Annotated in this window: 16 protein-coding genes; 10 read left to right on the top strand and 6 right to left on the bottom strand. The window is 58.4% G+C overall.

The window, feature by feature from the left end; genetic code table 11:
- The first annotated feature begins 23 nt into the window (after positions 1–23).
- The 9 genes from EFD55_RS17990 to EFD55_RS17950 all read left to right on the top strand — a co-directional run bounded on the left by EFD55_RS17990 (position 24) and on the right by EFD55_RS17950 (position 8328).
- Positions 24–800: an amino acid ABC transporter ATP-binding protein gene (locus EFD55_RS17990; RefSeq protein ID WP_125846411.1), complete on the top strand. Its 777-nt coding sequence runs from the start codon at positions 24–26 to the stop codon at positions 798–800.
- 37 nt (positions 801–837) lie between these two features.
- Positions 838–1656 carry a transporter substrate-binding domain-containing protein gene (locus tag EFD55_RS17985; RefSeq protein ID WP_125846410.1) on the top strand — a complete coding sequence of 273 codons (819 nt, stop codon included), beginning with the start codon at positions 838–840 and terminating at the stop codon, positions 1654–1656.
- A gap of 60 nt (positions 1657–1716) precedes the next feature.
- Positions 1717–2430, top strand: coding sequence for an ABC transporter permease subunit (locus EFD55_RS17980; protein ID WP_125846409.1), 714 nt, complete (start codon positions 1717–1719; stop codon positions 2428–2430).
- A gap of 1 nt (position 2431) precedes the next feature.
- Positions 2432–3112: an ABC transporter permease gene (locus EFD55_RS17975; protein WP_125846571.1), complete on the top strand. Its 681-nt coding sequence runs from the start codon at positions 2432–2434 to the stop codon at positions 3110–3112.
- Between the two features lie 23 nt (positions 3113–3135).
- Positions 3136–3489 carry a cupin domain-containing protein gene (locus EFD55_RS17970; RefSeq protein WP_125846408.1) on the top strand — a complete coding sequence of 118 codons (354 nt, stop codon included), beginning with the start codon at positions 3136–3138 and terminating at the stop codon, positions 3487–3489.
- Positions 3490–3531: 42 nt separating this feature from the next.
- Positions 3532–4851, top strand: coding sequence for an NAD(P)/FAD-dependent oxidoreductase (locus EFD55_RS17965; RefSeq protein WP_165504871.1), 1320 nt, complete (start codon positions 3532–3534; stop codon positions 4849–4851).
- A 423-nt stretch (positions 4852–5274) separates the two neighbouring features.
- Positions 5275–6777, top strand: coding sequence for an NAD-dependent succinate-semialdehyde dehydrogenase (locus EFD55_RS17960; protein WP_125846407.1), 1503 nt, complete (start codon positions 5275–5277; stop codon positions 6775–6777).
- Between the two features lie 110 nt (positions 6778–6887).
- Positions 6888–7241 (top strand): cupin domain-containing protein, encoded by a 354-nt coding sequence (locus EFD55_RS17955; protein ID WP_125846406.1) that lies wholly within the window; start codon positions 6888–6890, stop codon positions 7239–7241.
- 238 nt (positions 7242–7479) lie between these two features.
- Complete coding sequence (locus EFD55_RS17950) at positions 7480–8328, top strand: GNAT family N-acetyltransferase (RefSeq protein ID WP_125846405.1); 849 nt, start codon at positions 7480–7482, stop codon at positions 8326–8328.
- A 334-nt stretch (positions 8329–8662) separates the two neighbouring features.
- Here the strand turns inward: EFD55_RS17950 and EFD55_RS17945 are convergent, their stop codons facing one another.
- The 5 genes from EFD55_RS17945 to EFD55_RS17925 form a co-directional block, all read right to left on the bottom strand.
- Positions 8663–9139: an Lrp/AsnC family transcriptional regulator gene (locus EFD55_RS17945; protein ID WP_125846404.1), complete on the bottom strand. Its 477-nt coding sequence runs from the start codon at positions 9137–9139 to the stop codon at positions 8663–8665.
- Positions 9140–9225: 86 nt separating this feature from the next.
- Entirely contained in the window at positions 9226–10299 is a 1074-nt protein-coding gene (locus EFD55_RS17940) for a tartrate dehydrogenase (protein WP_125846403.1), read from the bottom strand.
- A gap of 235 nt (positions 10300–10534) precedes the next feature.
- The gene (locus tag EFD55_RS17935) at positions 10535–11218 is read right to left on the bottom strand and encodes a GntR family transcriptional regulator (RefSeq protein WP_125846402.1); all 684 of its coding nucleotides are present in this window, start codon (positions 11216–11218) and stop codon (positions 10535–10537) included.
- A 104-nt stretch (positions 11219–11322) separates the two neighbouring features.
- Positions 11323–12693, bottom strand: a complete 1371-nt coding sequence (locus EFD55_RS17930) for an aspartate aminotransferase family protein (protein ID WP_125846401.1) — start codon at positions 12691–12693, stop codon at positions 11323–11325.
- Between the two features lie 8 nt (positions 12694–12701).
- Complete coding sequence (locus EFD55_RS17925) at positions 12702–13778, bottom strand: phosphotransferase (protein ID WP_165504872.1); 1077 nt, start codon at positions 13776–13778, stop codon at positions 12702–12704.
- Between the two features lie 483 nt (positions 13779–14261).
- Between EFD55_RS17925 and EFD55_RS17920 the strand changes: the two genes are divergently transcribed.
- Positions 14262–14951 (top strand): haloacid dehalogenase type II, encoded by a 690-nt coding sequence (locus EFD55_RS17920; RefSeq protein ID WP_125846400.1) that lies wholly within the window; start codon positions 14262–14264, stop codon positions 14949–14951.
- 633 nt (positions 14952–15584) lie between these two features.
- On the opposite strand, the gene EFD55_RS17910 is transcribed toward EFD55_RS17920, so the two are convergent.
- A complete protein-coding gene (locus EFD55_RS17910; RefSeq protein ID WP_125846399.1) occupies positions 15585–17012 on the bottom strand; it encodes an aldehyde dehydrogenase family protein in 1428 nt (475 codons plus the stop codon).
- Positions 17013–17099 lie beyond the last annotated feature (87 nt).

Below are 17099 nucleotides of genomic sequence, written 5' to 3'. Positions count from 1 at the left end.
GGCAATTGTCTGAGGCTCCACGCATGAACGCAATTCTAAAGGTTCACGAACTCACTAAGACGTTTGGATCGACGAAGGTGCTGGATGGTATCAGTTTCGACATGAGAGAAGGTGAAGTCATCTCTCTGATCGGGTCGTCCGGATGTGGAAAAAGTACCGTACTTCGCTGCATCAATTTTCTGGAGACGCCGACATCAGGTCGGATCGAGTGCATGGGCCAGTCCGTCTCCGTCGTCAATGACCAGCGCGGCCGAAGCCAGATCGTCAACGGTCGCGATATCAGGAACCTTCGCAGACAGATCGGCATGGTGTTCCAGAACTTCAATCTCTGGCCTCACCTGAGCGTCCTGGCCAACGTGACCGAGGCAGTCGTTTGGGTGCTGAAGCTCGGCAGAAAAGACGCCGAAGAGGTTGCGCTCTCGGCCTTGTCGAAAGTCGGCATGGCGAGTTTCCGCGACCGCTACCCGCAACAGCTTTCGGGCGGGCAGCAACAACGTGTCGCGATCGCACGTGTTCTGGCAATGAGACCAAAACTGATGCTGTGCGATGAGCCGACGTCGGCGCTGGACCCCGAGCTCGTGGGTGAAGTGCTGAAAGTCATAAGGGCGCTGGCGGAAGCGGGGGCTACGATCCTCCTCGTCACGCATGAAATGCGGTTCGCACGCGATGTGTCGAACCGGATGATATTCCTGCAAAATGGTCGCCTTGAGCAGGATGACGAACCGAAGGAATTGTTTCGAAATCCCGCGACGGAAGGGGTGAAGCGGTTTCTATCGACAGTGATGGCGGCCAACGCCTGAACGCGCGCTACAACGACAACCATAAGGGGTAACAATCATGATCAACATCAATGTCATCAAGTCAGCATTCGCAACTAGCCTTCTCGTCTGCGCATTCGCAACCGGCGCGTCGGCAAAGGACGGCGTTCTGCGCATCGGAACGGAGGGCGATGCGCCGAAGTTCAGCATGGCCGATCCCAGCGGCACGGTAACCGGTTTCGACGCCGATATCGCCAATGGGATCTGCGCCGAGCTGAAACTGAAGTGTGAGTTCGTTGTGCAAACGTTCAGTTCGCTGGTGCCCTCCATGGATAGCGATCGGTTTGACGTCATCATTTCGGGCCTTGGTATTACTGCAGAGCGTCAGAAGAAGATCGATTACTCGATACCCTATGCGACAACACCGCTCTATTTCGCTGTCGCTAAGGACTCCCCGCTTGCAGGTCTTAAAAGCCTCGCCGAAATAGAGAAGGCCGTTCAGGGCAAGGGTGTTGGCGTCGTTACGGGAACGACATACGCCAGGTTCATGGAGAAACGGATGCACGGAGCCGATCTGAAAACATATGATGCGACCACCCAGCTGACCGCCGACCTCGCGAGCGGCCGTATCGACGTCGCCTTCGCGGATTCGCCAACGTGGATGGACTTTCTCGCAACGCCCGACGGCGCCAACTTCACGAAGATCGATCTGAAGATCATGGCCATGGACGACCCAGACGTTCTTGGCCACGGCATGGGAGTCGGGATGCGCAAGGGCAATACCGAACTCAAAACCAAGGTCGATGCCGCCCTTTGCAAGATGATCAACGAGGGCAAGGTCAAGGAAGCCTCGATGCATTGGTTCCAGGACGATTACACGATTCCCTGCAAGAAGTGATCGTTTTGAACATGAAGCCTGCCTTGGCACAGCCCAAGGCAGGTCACGGGGATTGTGTCCATGTTGGATGACCTTTGGATGTTGATGGTGGAGCAAAGTTGGGCGCTGGCTCTGCTGAAAGGAAGTGTCGTCACGATCGCGATCGGCTTGATCGGAATGGCACTCGGTTTTTTGGTTGCAACACCCTTGGCCATCATGCGCTGGCGGAAGGTCATGGTCGTCTCGCAACTTGTCGACGGGTACAGTATTCTTGTTCGCGGCATTCCCGGCTTGCTGGTCATCTATCTCCTCTTTTTCGGGTCGATCGAGTGGGTGAAGGCGATTACGGCTACGTTCGGCTACCAGGACTCGGCTGATAACGCATACCCCTATATCGTCGGAGTAATCGCGATTGCCGTCATCTCGTGTGCCTATTCGATCGAAGTCATCCGGGGTGCGCTTCAGGCGGTGCCTTACGGCCTGCTGGAAGCCGCTCAGTCGCTCGCCTTGCCAAGAGGGGTAACGTTTATGCGCATCACGTTCCCGCTGGCACTGCGGCTGGCGCTTGGCGGGATCAACAACGTCTGGCAGATGACGATCAAGGATACGTCGCTCGTCTCGGTCGTCGGCTTACAGGAATTGATGAGGACGGCTGCCATCGGTGCAGGAATCACGCGATCCCCGCTGCTTTTCTACTGCATCGCTGCGGCGCTCTTCTTCTGCATGACCGCAGTCAGTCAAACCGTGTTTTCCAGCGTAGAACGTGCGCTCGACCGCGGCTTCCGAGGACGATGACATGGATTTCGGGATAATTGCATATGCCGTTCCGTTCCTTGTCATAGGTGCCAGGACAACGTTGCTGATCGCCGTGTTTGGCCTCGGTATCGGGCTTCCCTTTGGTGTCGCCGTCGGGCTCGCGCGCTGCTCGAGGAGCCGGGCGTTGCGCCGCTTATGCGACGCCTACTGCGCGATCTTCCGCGGAACGCCTATGCTGGTCCAGGTCTTCGTCATCTATTACGGCTTGGCCCAGGTGAGCTTTATTCGTCAGAACCCTGCTCTATGGTGGATGATCGGAGACGGGCTGAATGCTGCAATCCTTGCCGTGGTGCTCAACACCGGTGCCTACACTGCGGAGATTTTCCGCACGGCTTTCCTCTCCCTGCCGAAAGGACTTATCGAAGCGGCAGAAGCCTGTGGCATGCACCCGTGGCACGTCTTTAAGAGGGTGAAGTTCCCGCTTGCCGTGCGCCAGGCACTTCCCGCCTATAGCAGCGAGGCGGCGATCATCGTGAAGGAATCCAGCCTCGCATCAACGATTACCGTTCTGGAAATTACCGGATATGCGAAGCGGCTCATGAGCGAGACTTTCGCGATCATGGACATCTTCATCGTCACCGCGGCGTTCTATCTCGCCATAAACATCGTCGTTTTGACGGCCCTGAAACTCCTCGAGCGGCGCCTGTCGTTCGTCCGATAAACAGATCCAAGAAAGGTCTTCCAATGTCCAAACTCACTTTCATCGACTACGACAACCTGCCTCAGCCGCGTAAAGGGCAACCCGTGCCCGAAAGGCTTGTCGAGGGTAACCCGCAGTTTCTCGCCTGGGACATCGCGCAGACGTCTGACGGCGTCGTTCGCTCCGGCATTTGGGAAGCGTCGCCCGGCGCCTACCGCTCGATCAAGGGCGAAACTTTTGAATTTTGTGTCATTCTTTCGGGCGTGTCCGAACTAATCGAGGATGGCTGTGAGCCACGGCGGATTGCTGCCGGCGACGCTTTCGCCATGCATCCGGGTTTCGTCGGCACCTGGAGGGTCATCGAAACGACGCGCAAGCTCTGGGTTTGCCGAGACTAAGCCATCATAACTTCACACCATTTTTCCGGAACTTAAGCTCTGATGATCCAAGCTCAACGACATTCTATCAAATTGACACCTTACTGGTGGGAGGACAGCACATTTCCTTCCCTGCCAGCACGGAACGTCGAGAAGACATGCGACGTTGCGATCGTTGGCGGAGGGTACACGGGTTTGTCGGCGGCGCTTGAACTTGCGCGTGCCGGCAAGCATGTCCAGCTGTTTGACCGTCAGACCCTTGGCTTGGCGGCCTCGGGCCGCAATGGGGGCATGGCCAGCGGAAGCATCCGCCCGGGGCGCAAGGATCTGGTCAGAAGGTTCGGGCAGGAGAGGGCACAAGCCATACTCCTGGAAGGCAAGGCGGCGCGAGAGGATCTCTGGCGCTTCCTCAAAGACGAGAATATCGAATGCGATTTCTCGTTGTCTGGCGCTTTCAGCGGGGCCATGACGGATGACGAAGCCGACGAACTCCGTCGTCAGGCAGTCTTTCTGCAAGAGAATCTCGGCATCGAGGCATATCCCGTGCAAAGGGCTGATGTCCCTAAGTTCATCGGAACCGACCTTTATGTCGGAGGCCTCGTGCGCAAAGACATCGGTGGGCTACAACCGGCCAAGCTTCTTGCGGCCATGATCAATCTGGTGAACACATCGACGGCGGTCATTCATGACAATACCGCAGTCCTTGGCTCGACTAGCGAGGCCGGAGGCGTGCAAATTCAAACGGAACGCGGCGAGGTGTTCGCCAGAAAACTTCTTGTCTGCACTGATGGCTATACCGACGGTTTCGACCCGTGGCTGCGTCGACGCATTGTTCCTGTGCGCAGCAGGATCATCGCAACTGAAGCCCTAGACAAAGGGTTGATGGATCGGCTGATGCCGCCACGCATGATGTATGGCGACCTGCGTAAGCTCAGCTACTATTACCGGCCGTCGCACGACGGCTCGCGGATCTTGTTCGGCGGACGCGATGGCACGACTGCCGGAGACCCGGCAGCTCCGATTGCACATCTGCAAAGTGAACTTGCGCGGCTTTTTCCCGAACTCGCAAGAATAGGTCTTACGCACAGCTGGTTTGGCTATGTCGCCATGAACCGCGACATGATCCCGCGCATGTTCTCCCGCGGAAATACAGTCTATGCGACCGGCTATTGCGGCTCCGGTGTCGTGTGGGCCAGATGGCTGGGCAAGAAGGCGGCGTTCAAGATCCTCGGTGACGTGGAACAATCGCGCTCCGCATTCGATTTCGACGCTGCTCCAAAAGCCCTCCCATTTTTCAACGGCAAACCCTGGTTCATTCCTATTGTTTACTCGATGTACGCGCGGCACGACAGGAAGATGCTCCTCAGACGCCTGAAGGGCTGAGTTCAGATGCCCTATTCGTTTCTGCAAGTCCGCCACGGCGCCAAGGTTCGTGCCGTCCACGTGCAATCAAGTCCCTGCGTTGGCACACGCGCAGCAGACAACAACTAGCAAAGGCCGGAGCTAAGGTGAACAGACATGATTAGTCTGGAAATGAAGAAGCCGAGAAGCGGCTCATCAAGTGGCGTACGAGCGCTTCCGAAAGGCCGGCGTGACGCTAATTCACGTCGACCAAGAAAGCTCCTTTCGCTAGCGTTCTCCCTTTGCGCAGGTGGGAGAACGCCAGTTTTCGAGCTGTTCTGTTTACCGCAGAGCACTCCTATTTCAGAAGATCGAAAATAATCCGTGAGACCAATTTGATCTATGTTGACACCAATCACTAAACCAATTCTATATTGATCGCACAAATATCCTAATTGGTAGCGAATGGTGGTGAACGTGAAAGCAACTCCGACACTTGAAAGAAGCCGCGCGCCTTCGCAGGCGGCTGTAGCATGCGAAGCTCCCACGCAACTGTTCATCGGTGGCGAATGGGTTTCGGCAAAAGGTGGCCGGACCTTCGATGTGATCGATCCTTCGACTGCGAAAGCAATCGCCACAGTTTGTGACGGCGATATCCCGGATGCGACGGCGGCCGTCGACGCCGCAGAAAAGGCGGCTGCGGCCTGGAAAGCAACTTCGCCACGGCGGCGCGCGGATGTCCTGATGAAGTGTTTTCACCTTCTACTCGAACAAGCCGAGTGGCTGGCGCAACTGATCACGGTGGAAAATGGCAAGGCGCTTCCCGACGCGAGATCGGAGGTCGCCTACGCGGCCGAGTTTTTTCGCTGGTATGCCGAGGAGGCTGTGAGGGCTCCGGGAGAATTTGGATTAGCACCTTCCGGCGCAAACCAGATCATTGTCAGCCATGAGCCGATTGGTATCGCCGTATTGGTAACGCCTTGGAATTTCCCGGCAGCGATGGCGACCCGAAAAATTGCCCCGGCATTGGCTGCAGGCTGCACTTGCATCCTGAAGCCGGCAGCCGAGACGCCTCTGACTGCGCTCGCCATAGGAGAACTGATGCAGCAGGCAGGTGTTCCTGCCGGAGTGGTCAACATCGTTCCCACGAAAAAAGCCGGTCCTGTGGTGAGTGCAATGCTGCACGACAAACGGGTCCGGAAGCTGTCGTTCACCGGCTCGACCGGCGTTGGCAGGATGCTGCTGCGCGAAGCCGCAGACCAGGTCGTCAGTTGCTCAATGGAATTGGGCGGCAACGCGCCTTTCATCGTATTCGATGATGCCGACCTGGAAGCGGCGGTCGCTGGCGCAATGGTTGCAAAGATGCGCAACGGCGGTGAGGCTTGTACGGCCGCGAACCGCTTCTACGTCCAAAGGGGGATTTCCGCTGACTTCATACGCCGCTTCGCGGAGGAGATGGCAGCGCTCAACGTCGGGCCAGGACTGGCACCGGATACGCAGCTTGGCCCACTGATCACCGATGCTGCGGTGACCAAGGTGGAGCGCCTGGTAGATGACGCGATCTCCAAGGGAGCCCGGCTGGTGACAGGAGGTAGCAGGTTGAGCGGCGAGGGCTTCTATTATTTGCCAACCGTTCTCGCCAATGTCTCTCCGGACGCCGAGATACTTCGCGAAGAAATCTTCGGTCCGGTTGCGCCGGTGATTGTGTTTGATACCGAGGACGAGGTCGTTGATCTGGCCAACGACACCGAATACGGGCTTGTATCCTATATCTTCAGCCGAGACCTCAAGCATGTGCTTGCAGTCGCCGGCAGGCTGGAGAGCGGCATGGTAGGAATTAACCGCGGTGTCGTTTCCGACGCTGCGGCGCCATTCGGCGGCACGAAGCAGAGTGGCCTCGGACGCGAAGGCAGCCATCACGGCATGCTCGAATACCTCGAAACCAAGTACATCGCTGTCACTTGGTAGGTCGTCGCGAGCAACGCCGGATACGTGTTGGCGATCGCGTGCAGAACGTCAGGCATGCTCGAATCACCGAACAATGACCTCAGTGACCGCAGCAAGAATAGGAAAGATGAATGTCCCTACTGAAGACCATCGACTCCAATCCGTCCTTCGAGCCGAAGCATAGAACTGCCGAGCCGGATCGCCTGATTTCGGGCAGCCCCGCCTTCAAGACGTGGCTGCAGGACATCGCCAAGGACGGCAAGGTCAATACCGGTGTTTTCGAGGCGACGCCCGGCGAAACGCACTCCATCAAGGGCGAGACGTTTGAATTTTGCCACCTCGTGCACGGTGTGATCGAACTGACGGAGCGGGGCAAGGACCCCGTGATTTATCGCGCCGGCGACAGCTTCGTGATGAAGCCGGGCTACGTCGGGGTCTGGAAGACAATCGAGACGGTGCGGAAGATTTTCGTCACCGTCACCTGATCATTCGAACAACCGATGCCATTTTAACGTGCATCGTCGCATCTGCAGGCGAGACGGAGCGAGGCGGCAGGCAAGCCGTTTCGGTCAGCGCCTCTTGAAATCGGATGGGGGGGTTAGTCCGCCCGCCCTCTTTGCGCGGCTTATGTACCCATGTCGCCCGTCCGGCCAGGAATCTCGATTCTGGCCGCGGTTTCATAGACCCGTCGCTCTTTATCGCTGGTGAGCTGGAGACCCACGAATGGATGAACTCATGCAAACGGAATCGATCGTTTTTGCGCCTTTCGAGGCTCACCATGTGGACGGAGCGCTCGCACTGTCCCGTGCAGCGGGTTGGGCGCACAGGAGGGAAGACTGGGAAATCATACGGTCTCTGAGCGAAGGACGCGTTGCGCTCGCCGGCGACCGGGTTGTGGGTACCGCACTCATGACTCCCTTCGGCCACACTTGCTCAGCCATTAACATGATTATTGTCGACGAAAGCCAGCGTGGCCGGGGATTGGGAAGAAAACTGACCACCGCCGTGTTGGAACTCGCTGGTGATCGTGAATGCCGATTGACGGCGACGAATGACGGCTTGCCTCTTTATGAAAAACTGGGATTCGTCGCGACGCACCAAATCGTCCGCCACCAAGGGGTCGTCAGCCACGTCGTTGCCCCTGAAAATGCTGACTGGGCCGGGCCTGACGCGCTGCCGGCAATCAAAGCGCTTGATCGTACGGCATTCGGGGCCGACCGTGACGCGATATACAATGCTCTGGCGAAGGAGGGGAGTTTCGCCGCCATCCGGCAAGGTGATCGTATCGTCGCATTTGCGGCAACGCGGTTGTTCGGAAAGGGTGAAGTCGTCGGGCCTGTCGTTGCGGAAAACTCGGAACAGGCGAGGGACCTGCTTGCCTTCATCCTCTCCGGCAAGGAAGGTCGCACTGTGCGAGTCGACATCCCCAAACAGACCAGCCTTTCGTCACCGCTCCAAGACTGGGGGCTGCCTCGGGAGGGCACCGTCGTTGCGATGGTTCGCGGCGCCGCGGACCACTCTGAAACACCGGCTGTTCAAACTTTTTGCCTTGCGAGCCAAGCTATTGGCTGACGTGACGTCCGAAGTGCGAGGCGGCGGCATTGAATACCTCTGACTTCCTCCGGGACAGAAGAGCGTCTCGCCCCAGAGGCGTCCACGCGACTGGCGGTCAGAAAGATCCACTGAAACCTCCGGCCAGGTCGATTAATCCCAATTCCCGCCAGACTCACACACTTTTCATCGTCGTTTACGTGTACGCTGCCTGCCAAAATGCAGTAGCCCTTCGTCAGCATGGCGGTCCCCTATTGCAACATCCACTGCTCCGCCGCTTTGAAATGGTTCTTCAGCTGTCGTCTCTCATCATCCCAGCGGCACGAGATGCCGACTACCGAGGTCCGGTACGAGGTTACTGCTGGAGCAGGCTTGCAAGCGGCAAATGCACTTTGATCAGGGGTGATTTCAGGACGACGAAGGTGAAGTACTTGTCAATGCCGATATCCAAATCCAGGAGCCGTTCCATGATCGTCTGGTACTCGTCGATTCCGGCGGTTACAAATTTTACGAGATAATCGTAGCCTCCCGAAACCAAATGGCACTCGATAACCTGATCGATCTTCTCAATCGCCGTAATGAATCTCGCGAAGTCAAGTTGACGGTGGTTCTTCAGAGTGATTTCGGTGAACACCGTCAGCGCCTGGCCCAGTTTTGCCATATCGATCCGCGCAGAGTAGCCTTGGATATAGCCCTCCGCCTGCAGCTTTTTCACGCGCAGCAAACAGGGGCTTGGCGAGAGATTGACCACTTCCGAAAGCTCGACATTCGTCATTCGGCCATTCGTCTGCAATGCGTTCAGTATCTTGACGTCAATCCTATCAAGTTTCATTGGCTAGTTCCCGCTGATGAGGAGGGCGCCGGCGAAATGCCTTCCTTGCTTTGTGATCGTTCCAGGTCATGGTCAGCCGCGTGTCCCTAGAAATTCGAGGAGTGGAGCGCGTCGCAGACGGCCTCGGTAACATCCAAGGTAGTGGCTGAACCGCCCACGTCGGGGGTAAGGATTCCGGCACCGGTCACCCGCTCGACAGCGCGCATGAGGCGGGACGAGCCTTCCCGCTCGCCGAGGTGGTCGAGCATCTGGGCAGCAGTCCAGAAGGCGGCAACCGGGTTAGCGATGCCTTTGCCGGCAATGTCGAAGGCGGAGCCGTGGATCGGCTCAAACATCGAGGGAAAGCGGCGCTCCGGATCGATGTTCGCCGTCGGTGCAACCCCTAGACTACCGGCAAGAGCACCAGCGAGATCGGAAAGAATATCGGCGTGCAGGTTCGTTGCCACAATGGTGTCGAGGCTCCGTGGCTTGAGCGTCATCCGCACCGTCATGGCATCGACCAGCATCTTGTCCCACGTAACCGCGGGGAATTGCTCCGCCACTTCACAAGCAATCTCGTCCCACATGACCATACCATGCCGCTGGGCATTGGACTTCGTAACGACCGTGAGCAACTTGCGCGGTCGGGATTGGGCCAACCTGAAGGCGTAGCGCATGATGCGGGTGACGCCGACGCGGGTAAAGATGGCGACCTCAGTGCCGACCTCTTCGGGCAGGCCGCGGTGAGCGCGTCCGCCATGGCCGGAATATTCACCTTCGGAGTTCTCACGCACAATCACCCAGTCGAGGTCGCCGGCGCCGCAATTGCGCAGCGGCGAGGTTATGCCAGGCAGGATCTTGGTTGGCCGGACATTGGCGTATTGGTCGAAGCTCTGGCAGATCGGCAATCTGAGCCCCCACAGGGTGACATGGTCCGGAACATTGGGTGCTCCGACCGCGCCGAAATAGATAGCGTCGAATTTCTTGAGCTGCTCCAGCCCGTCCGACGGCATCATCACACCATGTTTCCTGTAGTAGTCAGATCCCCAGTTGAAATTTTCGAAGGTGAATTTTACGTCGCCGAGTCGCATCTCCAGGCTTGCAAGAACAGTCTGGCCGGCAGCGATCACCTCAGGTCCGATGCCGTCGGCAGGTATGGCTGCGATGGAGTATTCACGCATGAAACTTCTCCGTACCGTTATTCGATCGAGTTGGCCAGCAGCGGCCGCAACTGCGTATTCGGTGCCATACGCTTAGCGTCGAAGCCGCGAGCCGAGAAGCAGGGCCTCCCGAAGTCAGAGAGGAAGCATCAGAGATGGTGCTTGCTCCGCGTCGAACGCGCGGGACCGGCATCCTCTGTGCCGCCTGGCAGGTTATCCTTTCCGAGCGGTCGAATTCCGCAGGGGAGCGCTGGGGTCAGCGTTGATCGAGCAATTTGATCTGGAGATCTTCCCAATGCTCCTGGAACGCGTCCCGCGCCGTATCGTAGTGGCGGCTTCTCAAACTGTTGATGAGCCGCTCGTGTTCTTCCGCCATTTCTTCGGCGGTGGCGTAGAAATCCTGCCGCTGTGCGAGGAGGAGCTCGATCTCGCCCTCGAGGTCTGAATAAGTCCGCTTCAGCCGAACGCTCCCGCTGGCGGCGATGATCGCGCGATGGAAGTCACGGTCCGCAGCAACCAATGCAGATCTGTCGGAGGATAGAGTCGACCTGTGCATCACGTCCACCGCCTCCAGCGCCTGAGATGGGATGACGCCGGTCAGCACAATCAGACGAATGGCCTCGCCCTCGATGGCGCCGCGCACGCGTGTGATATCGACGATATCGTCTGGCCCGAATTCGGGCACCACAAAGCCCCGGTTCGGTATCTGACGCAGCAGGCCCTGCGTGACGAGCACCTGAGCTGCTGTACGGAATGTGTGCCGCGAGGTCGAATGCTCTTCGCACATCTTCACGTCACGGAGGAACTCGCCCGGTCGGAAATCCCCTGACAAGATGCGCCGTCGCAAGGCGTGAGTCAGGATTTCCACCGCGCTGGCGGGCAAGGGCTCGACCTTCATCTTTGGATCTTCGGCTTGATTCTTGGCGGACAGCGGCGGCATGGTTTTGGCTTTGCTCGTTGATCATGTTCGTGTACCTACGCCACACGAGGCGGCGCAGGGCAAGGCTAGATGATTTGTGCCTCCTGGCTGCCTGGTGGCGGGTCCTAGGTATGCACGGACCGAAGCGCCTCGTCGATGCCCTCGAGCAGACGTGCCGCATTGGCCGGTGTGAAGATGAGCGGGGGCCTGATCTTCAGGATATGCGCGTCCGCTCCCGTCGCGGAAATGAGAATGCGCCGGTCGCGCAAGGCATTGACGGCTGCAAGCGCACGGTCCATGTCCGGCGTCTTCCGATCTCTATCCTTGACGAGTTCGACGGCGAAATAGAGTCCGGCGCCGCGAACATCGCCGACGAATTCATATTTCTTCTGTAGATCCCGGAGGCCGTCGAGGATTTCGCCGCCGACCTTGACAGCATTGTCCATCAGGCCTTCTTCGAGGATCGTGTCGAGCACGGCTCTTGCGGCGGCGATAGCGACCGAGTTGCCGCCAAACGTGTTGAAGTAGCGCAAGCTGGAACCGAATTCGGCGACGAGTTCGGGCCGCAGCACTACGCCGGCTACGGGATAGCCGTTGCCCATGGGCTTGCCCATGGTGACGATGTCCGGATCGATCTTGTGACGACGGTGACCCCAAAGATGGGTGCCGGTCCGCCCGAATCCGGATTGCACCTCGTCGGCAATGAACAGGCCGCCCGCCTTGCGCACCACTTCCGCCACGGGCGCCAATACGTCCGTCGGATCGACGTAAAGACCATCGGAGGAGAAGACGGAGTCGGCGATGAATGCCGCTAGGCCGCCGCCGTGCCGCTCCATGTCGGCGATCTGCCGCGCGACATCCTCTGCCATCCGCCGGCCGATTTCCTGGATGGGCAGCCGATAGGAATCGGGCGCCGCGACCGTGCGAAGATAGGGATCCAGAGCCGACTTCCTGCCGAGCGACGGCGATATTGCCGCCACCGCGCCGCTGTTGCCGTGATAGGCTTCGGCCGTGACGATGACGCCGGTCTTGCGTGTGTGGTAACGCGCGATTCGCAAGGCGAGATCGTTGGCTTCCGAACCCGTGCATGTGAACATCGCGCATCCGGTCCGGCCGAGTTCGCCACCGAACGTATTGATCAGGGCTTCGGCATAGTCCAGCAGCGGCTCCTGCATGTAACGCGTGTGTGTACAAAGTACCTCGAGCTGCTTTTGGATGGCCTCGATGACACGCGGATGAGAGTGACCCAGCGACACCACGTTGTTGTAGGCATCGAGATATTCGTTGCCGTGCTTGTCATAAAGGAAGACGCCCTTGGCACGGGAGATCTCAACCGGCGACTTGTAGAAAAGCCGATAAGCAGGCCCGAGCAGCCTTTGCCGCCTTGCGACATGCGCCAGATCTTCACTTGTGAGATGAGACGTGTCCTGAGGGTTGAAGCCATTTGGCATGTCGCCACGGAAGCCCTTGGGCAGCGTAGTCGCTTGTTTGGACATTGCGGTTCCTATCGTGTCAGAAGATCAGAAATCTGTGCGGTGGAAATCGAGTGGAACCACTCGAGGTGAGCCCAGCCGGCTTCGGTGTTGCGCAGGATGTAGCGGCTATTCTCGGGGAAGATCTCGGCGCGCCAGCACGTCAGCAGCGCACGGACAGCAAGACGTCCCATCGATAGGAAGGGGATGAGTCGGATCTCCTCCTCCGTCAGTTCGGCGTGGCGGAGATAACCGCGCAGAACGTCGCGCGGCTCGTCAAACAGGTCACGCCGGTTCCCATGGTCGAAGGTTTTTGGCATCTGGTTCATCAATGCCGTGGAGACATCAACGGCGATGGCGGTACGAACCGCATCGCCGAAGTCGATGACGCCGGACAGGAACTGCGGACTGGCATGATCGACGACCAGGTTCGACGTATTGAAGTCGTTGTGGAGCACTTGCCGCCGGCATAAATCGAGCTTCGGCTTGACTTCGGTAAACCGCTCGAGCGCGCGGACGGTCCAGGTTCGCTTGCTGCCCTCCGGGATGCATCTCAAAAGATTGGTGAGGTCGAGCAGATGGGTGACGTCCCACGCCACCGTCCGGCCGTCTGCGGGGTGCGAGAAATCGGCCATGGAATGACGCAGCTTTGCCAGGATTTCGCCGATCCGTTCACGCTGTGGGGCTGTGCAAGATGTCCGGTCGAGCGGGGTGCCGGCAAGGAAGGTAATAAGGCGCACCACTCGCCGCTCGCCGCCACTCGTAGTGACGATGGGCAAATCCGCCCCGTCGACATCGCGAAGTGTGCGGGGGATTGGTAGATCAGGGGCTCGCCGCTCCAAATGCCGCATCAGCGAGACCTGGAAATCGAGTTCCTCGATCCGCTCAGAAGGATGAGCGATCTTCAATACAAACTTCCCCTGGGCCGCGCAGTCGAGGAGGAACGTGTCGTCCTTTTCTGTTTCAAATCGCGATGCCGAGCCGCGCGTGCCATATAGCCGCTCGGCGATTCGTTCGGCTTCCGCAGTGCCCACGGTATGGCACGCCTCGGAAAGCTCAGGGACGCGGGCTGGCCCGCACTGATGCTCATGACCCATCTTCAAACTCATTTATATCCTGCCTCGGAATGGGCAGTTCGATGACTTCAGTATCTCATGCTTAAATAATTGTACAACAATTTATTTCGATGACGAATGTGACCGAGTTTAGCGTTTTTGATCTTTTTTAGAAAAAATGAAATAAAACCAACGGATAACGGACTGGAGGTTATTGCTTTGTAGCGACACACATATGCCGACAATGGAGAACTGCAGGAGGAGATTCAAAGATTGTTGGACAATCAGTTGCTATCGCCACAAAATTATGCCAGTGTTCTGCCGCTGGTCGGAATGCAGCGAACAACTCGGAGAGATCCGCTTTGGTGGGTTGGCCCGGTATCTGAAAAGGAGAGCAAATGACCAGATTCGCAAAGGTACCTGCCTCGACCGTATTGCGGTCTGTCGGAATAGCGACCCCTTTGGACAGGCGGCATGCCCGCTAAAATGACCTTGGATAGGCACACCGTGCCATGAAAATTGGAAGGAATATACGCCATGACTCAATCTCGACCGAAGTACGTGACCTTCGACTGCTACGGCACGCTGACTAATTTCGACATGGCCGGCGCTGCGCGACGCGTCTACGGCGAGCGCCTCTCCCCCGAAGCGATGGCGGCCTTCGTCGAGGCTTTCAGGGGCTATCGCCTTGACGAGGTGCTGGGCCCATGGAAACCGTTCCTCGAAGTGGTGCAGAATTCAATCGAACGCAGCTGCAAACGCATCGGTATCCCGTTCAAACCCGAAGACGCGCAACACATCTACGACGAGGTGCCAACCTGGGGGCCGCACCAGGACGTCCCGGCTGGCCTGTCCAGGGTGGCCAACGAAATTCCGCTGGTCATCCTCTCGAACTCCATGAACAGCCTGATCATGTCGAACGTGGAAAAACTGGGCGCGCCCATCCATATGGTAATCACGGCAGAAGAAGTCGGCGCATATAAACCTCTGATGAAGGGTTTCGAATACATGCTCGACAAGCTCGGCTGCGGACCGGAAGACATTACTCATGTGTCCTCATCCTTCCGCTACGACCTGATGACTGCCTATGACCTTGGCATCAAGAGCAAGGTCTGGGTCAACCGCGGCCATGAGCCGGCCAATCCCTATTACGAATACACCGAGATCAAGGATATCGGTGGGCTAGCCGCCGCCGTTGGCCTGGAGCCAGCCCTCAAGCGCGCCTGAAAAGCCAGCTCAAGCGCTGTTACGATGATGAGACCGGGGCGGTCCGTTCGCCCCTTCTCTTTGCGTTCGAAGGGGACCAGACAAGGCCTTTCGGAGATCCCTTCCGCACGCGCGACCTGCTGGGGTGAGAGGTGTGATATGAGCTTGACGCAACGGCACGTCGGACATAGGGCGCGTTTGTTGCGCGGCCGCTATCGATGTCCGCTTGCGAGTAACCGGGGCCGTTCCTCAATAACCGCTTTTGGGGGCGCACAGCGGTCGTCCGTGAAGGGTGCGGAATGACTGGACCGGGCCGATCTTTACGGTCGGGTTCGTCAAACAGGGAATCCCGTTCACCGACCTTTCGACGTTCCATCGATGCAGCGACAGCCTTCCGTGTTTGATCGGTCAGTTCGAACTGCACGGGTCGGCTGATCTTCTCCTGAATGAGTGAAAACGTCGCCTGAGGTCACATTCAATTTTGACCCGTCCGGCTTATGCTGACGCGGGGATGGCGTTTCACGCGCGACGGCATCTTCAGAGCGGTCGATCCACGCGATCACCCGTGATCACGCGTACCCTTGGATCTCGCGTTTGATTGTAATCACAGCCCATTGTGCAGGCATCCGAAACGGCTACACCGACTTTGACCATTCACTCGTTCGAGAAGCCGGCTATGCCCTTGATCTCGGTAAACTCGTGCAGTCCGAACTTCCCGTATTCCCGACCGTTGCCGGATTGCTTGTAGCCGCCGAAAGGGGCGGCACTGTCCCAGGTGGAGCTATTGAGGCGAACGCTGCCGGCGCGCAGCCTGCCTGCGAGAGCTCGCGCTTCCTTTGGATCGCCCTGAATGTAGGCTGCCAAACCGTAGGGCGTATCGTTGGCGATCGCCACGGCTTCTTCTTCGTTGTCATAACCGATGATCGACAGCACCGGGCCGAAGATTTCCTCTCGCGCAATCGTCATCTGGTTGGTGACGCGGGCAAACACCGTCGGGCGCACGTAATAGCCGGAATTGAGATGCGAAGGGCGACCAGTGCCGCCGGTGACAAGCTCCGCTCCTTCCGCGATGCCGCGTTCGATCAACGCCTGGATCTTGTCGAACTGGGCCGCGCTTGCGACCGGTCCGAGATCGGTGCGAGGGTCATGTGGGGGGCCGACAACCAGAGCATCCGCCTCCCGCGCGGCGATCGAGCTTGCTTCGTCCATTCGCTCCGCAGGCACCAGCATTCGTGTTGGCGAAGTACAGGTCTGGCCGGAATTGCCGAAGCACCGGCGTACGCCGGCGGCGACCGCGGCAGAGAAGTCGGCGCTGCGGAGGATGATGTTCGGCGACTTGCCGCCGAGCTCCTGATGCACTCGCTTGACGGTTGGTGCCGCCGCCTGGGCCACGGCAATGCCGGCGCGCGTCGACCCGGTGAAGGACACCATATCCACATCCGGGTGGCTGGCCAGCGCCGCACCAACCGTAGGCCCGTCGCCCTGAACGAGGTTGAACACCCCCTTCGGCACGCCGGCCTCATCCATGATCTCGGCGAAGAGCACGGCGTTGAACGGAGCGATCTCCGAAGGCTTCAGGACCATGGTGCATCCCGTGGCGAGCGCCGGAGCGACCTTGCAGGCGATCTGGTTGATCGGCCAGTTCCACGGCGTGATCATCGCGACGACCCCGATCGGCTCGTGCATGATGCAGGTGGTCCCCTGCATGTAGTCGAAGGCAAAGCTCTCGAAGGCTTTGATCGTCTGTTCGAAATGGGTAGCGCCGATACCGGCCTGCTCGGCCCGGGCCATGGCGAGCGGCGCGCCCATTTCCCGCGAGATGATTTCGCCGAGCTCGTCATTGCGGCGCTTCAGGATCGTTACAATGCGCCTCAGCAGTTCGACGCGCTCTTCCTTGGATGTCTGCGAGAAGGAGGCAAAGGCTTGCCGTGCGGCCGCGACCGCCTTTTCAGCGTCGGCGGCACTGCCGAGGGCGATCGTACCCATCGGCTCTTCGGTCGAGGGATCGATGACCTCAAGAGTTTTAGAAACGGACGGCTCAACCCATTGACCGTCGATATAGAAGCTGTGGCTATGTTTCACTGGTGGCTCCCTTGAATGGCTCTGATCTATCTTCCCTGCCGAATGAAATCCCGATCCGCCCCGCGGTCGGACTGTTTGCAATTGTGA

The sequence above is a fragment of the Rhizobium pisi genome (genome assembly GCF_003938655.1).
GTDB classification, from domain to species: domain Bacteria; phylum Pseudomonadota; class Alphaproteobacteria; order Rhizobiales; family Rhizobiaceae; genus Rhizobium; species Rhizobium pisi.
The sequence above is the reverse complement of the archived record's forward strand: the minus strand, read 5'-3'. Positions and strand labels throughout refer to the sequence as shown.

Coding starts and splice junctions, on each gene's coding strand:
- EFD55_RS17945 (WP_125846404.1), bottom strand. CDS start 9,139: ATGAAACTTGATAGGATTGACGTCAAGATACTGAACGCATTGCAGACG.
- EFD55_RS17935 (WP_125846402.1), bottom strand. CDS start 11,218: ATGCCGCCGCTGTCCGCCAAGAATCAAGCCGAAGATCCAAAGATGAAG.
- EFD55_RS17970 (WP_125846408.1), top strand. CDS start 3,136: ATGTCCAAACTCACTTTCATCGACTACGACAACCTGCCTCAGCCGCGT.
- EFD55_RS17965 (WP_165504871.1), top strand. CDS start 3,532: ATGATCCAAGCTCAACGACATTCTATCAAATTGACACCTTACTGGTGG.
- EFD55_RS17920 (WP_125846400.1), top strand. CDS start 14,262: ATGACTCAATCTCGACCGAAGTACGTGACCTTCGACTGCTACGGCACG.
- EFD55_RS17925 (WP_165504872.1), bottom strand. CDS start 13,778: ATGAGTTTGAAGATGGGTCATGAGCATCAGTGCGGGCCAGCCCGCGTC.
- EFD55_RS17955 (WP_125846406.1), top strand. CDS start 6,888: ATGTCCCTACTGAAGACCATCGACTCCAATCCGTCCTTCGAGCCGAAG.
- EFD55_RS17975 (WP_125846571.1), top strand. CDS start 2,432: ATGGATTTCGGGATAATTGCATATGCCGTTCCGTTCCTTGTCATAGGT.
- EFD55_RS17950 (WP_125846405.1), top strand. CDS start 7,480: ATGGATGAACTCATGCAAACGGAATCGATCGTTTTTGCGCCTTTCGAG.
- EFD55_RS17940 (WP_125846403.1), bottom strand. CDS start 10,299: ATGCGTGAATACTCCATCGCAGCCATACCTGCCGACGGCATCGGACCT.
- EFD55_RS17980 (WP_125846409.1), top strand. CDS start 1,717: ATGTTGGATGACCTTTGGATGTTGATGGTGGAGCAAAGTTGGGCGCTG.
- EFD55_RS17960 (WP_125846407.1), top strand. CDS start 5,275: ATGGTGGTGAACGTGAAAGCAACTCCGACACTTGAAAGAAGCCGCGCG.
- EFD55_RS17930 (WP_125846401.1), bottom strand. CDS start 12,693: ATGTCCAAACAAGCGACTACGCTGCCCAAGGGCTTCCGTGGCGACATG.
- EFD55_RS17990 (WP_125846411.1), top strand. CDS start 24: ATGAACGCAATTCTAAAGGTTCACGAACTCACTAAGACGTTTGGATCG.
- EFD55_RS17985 (WP_125846410.1), top strand. CDS start 838: ATGATCAACATCAATGTCATCAAGTCAGCATTCGCAACTAGCCTTCTC.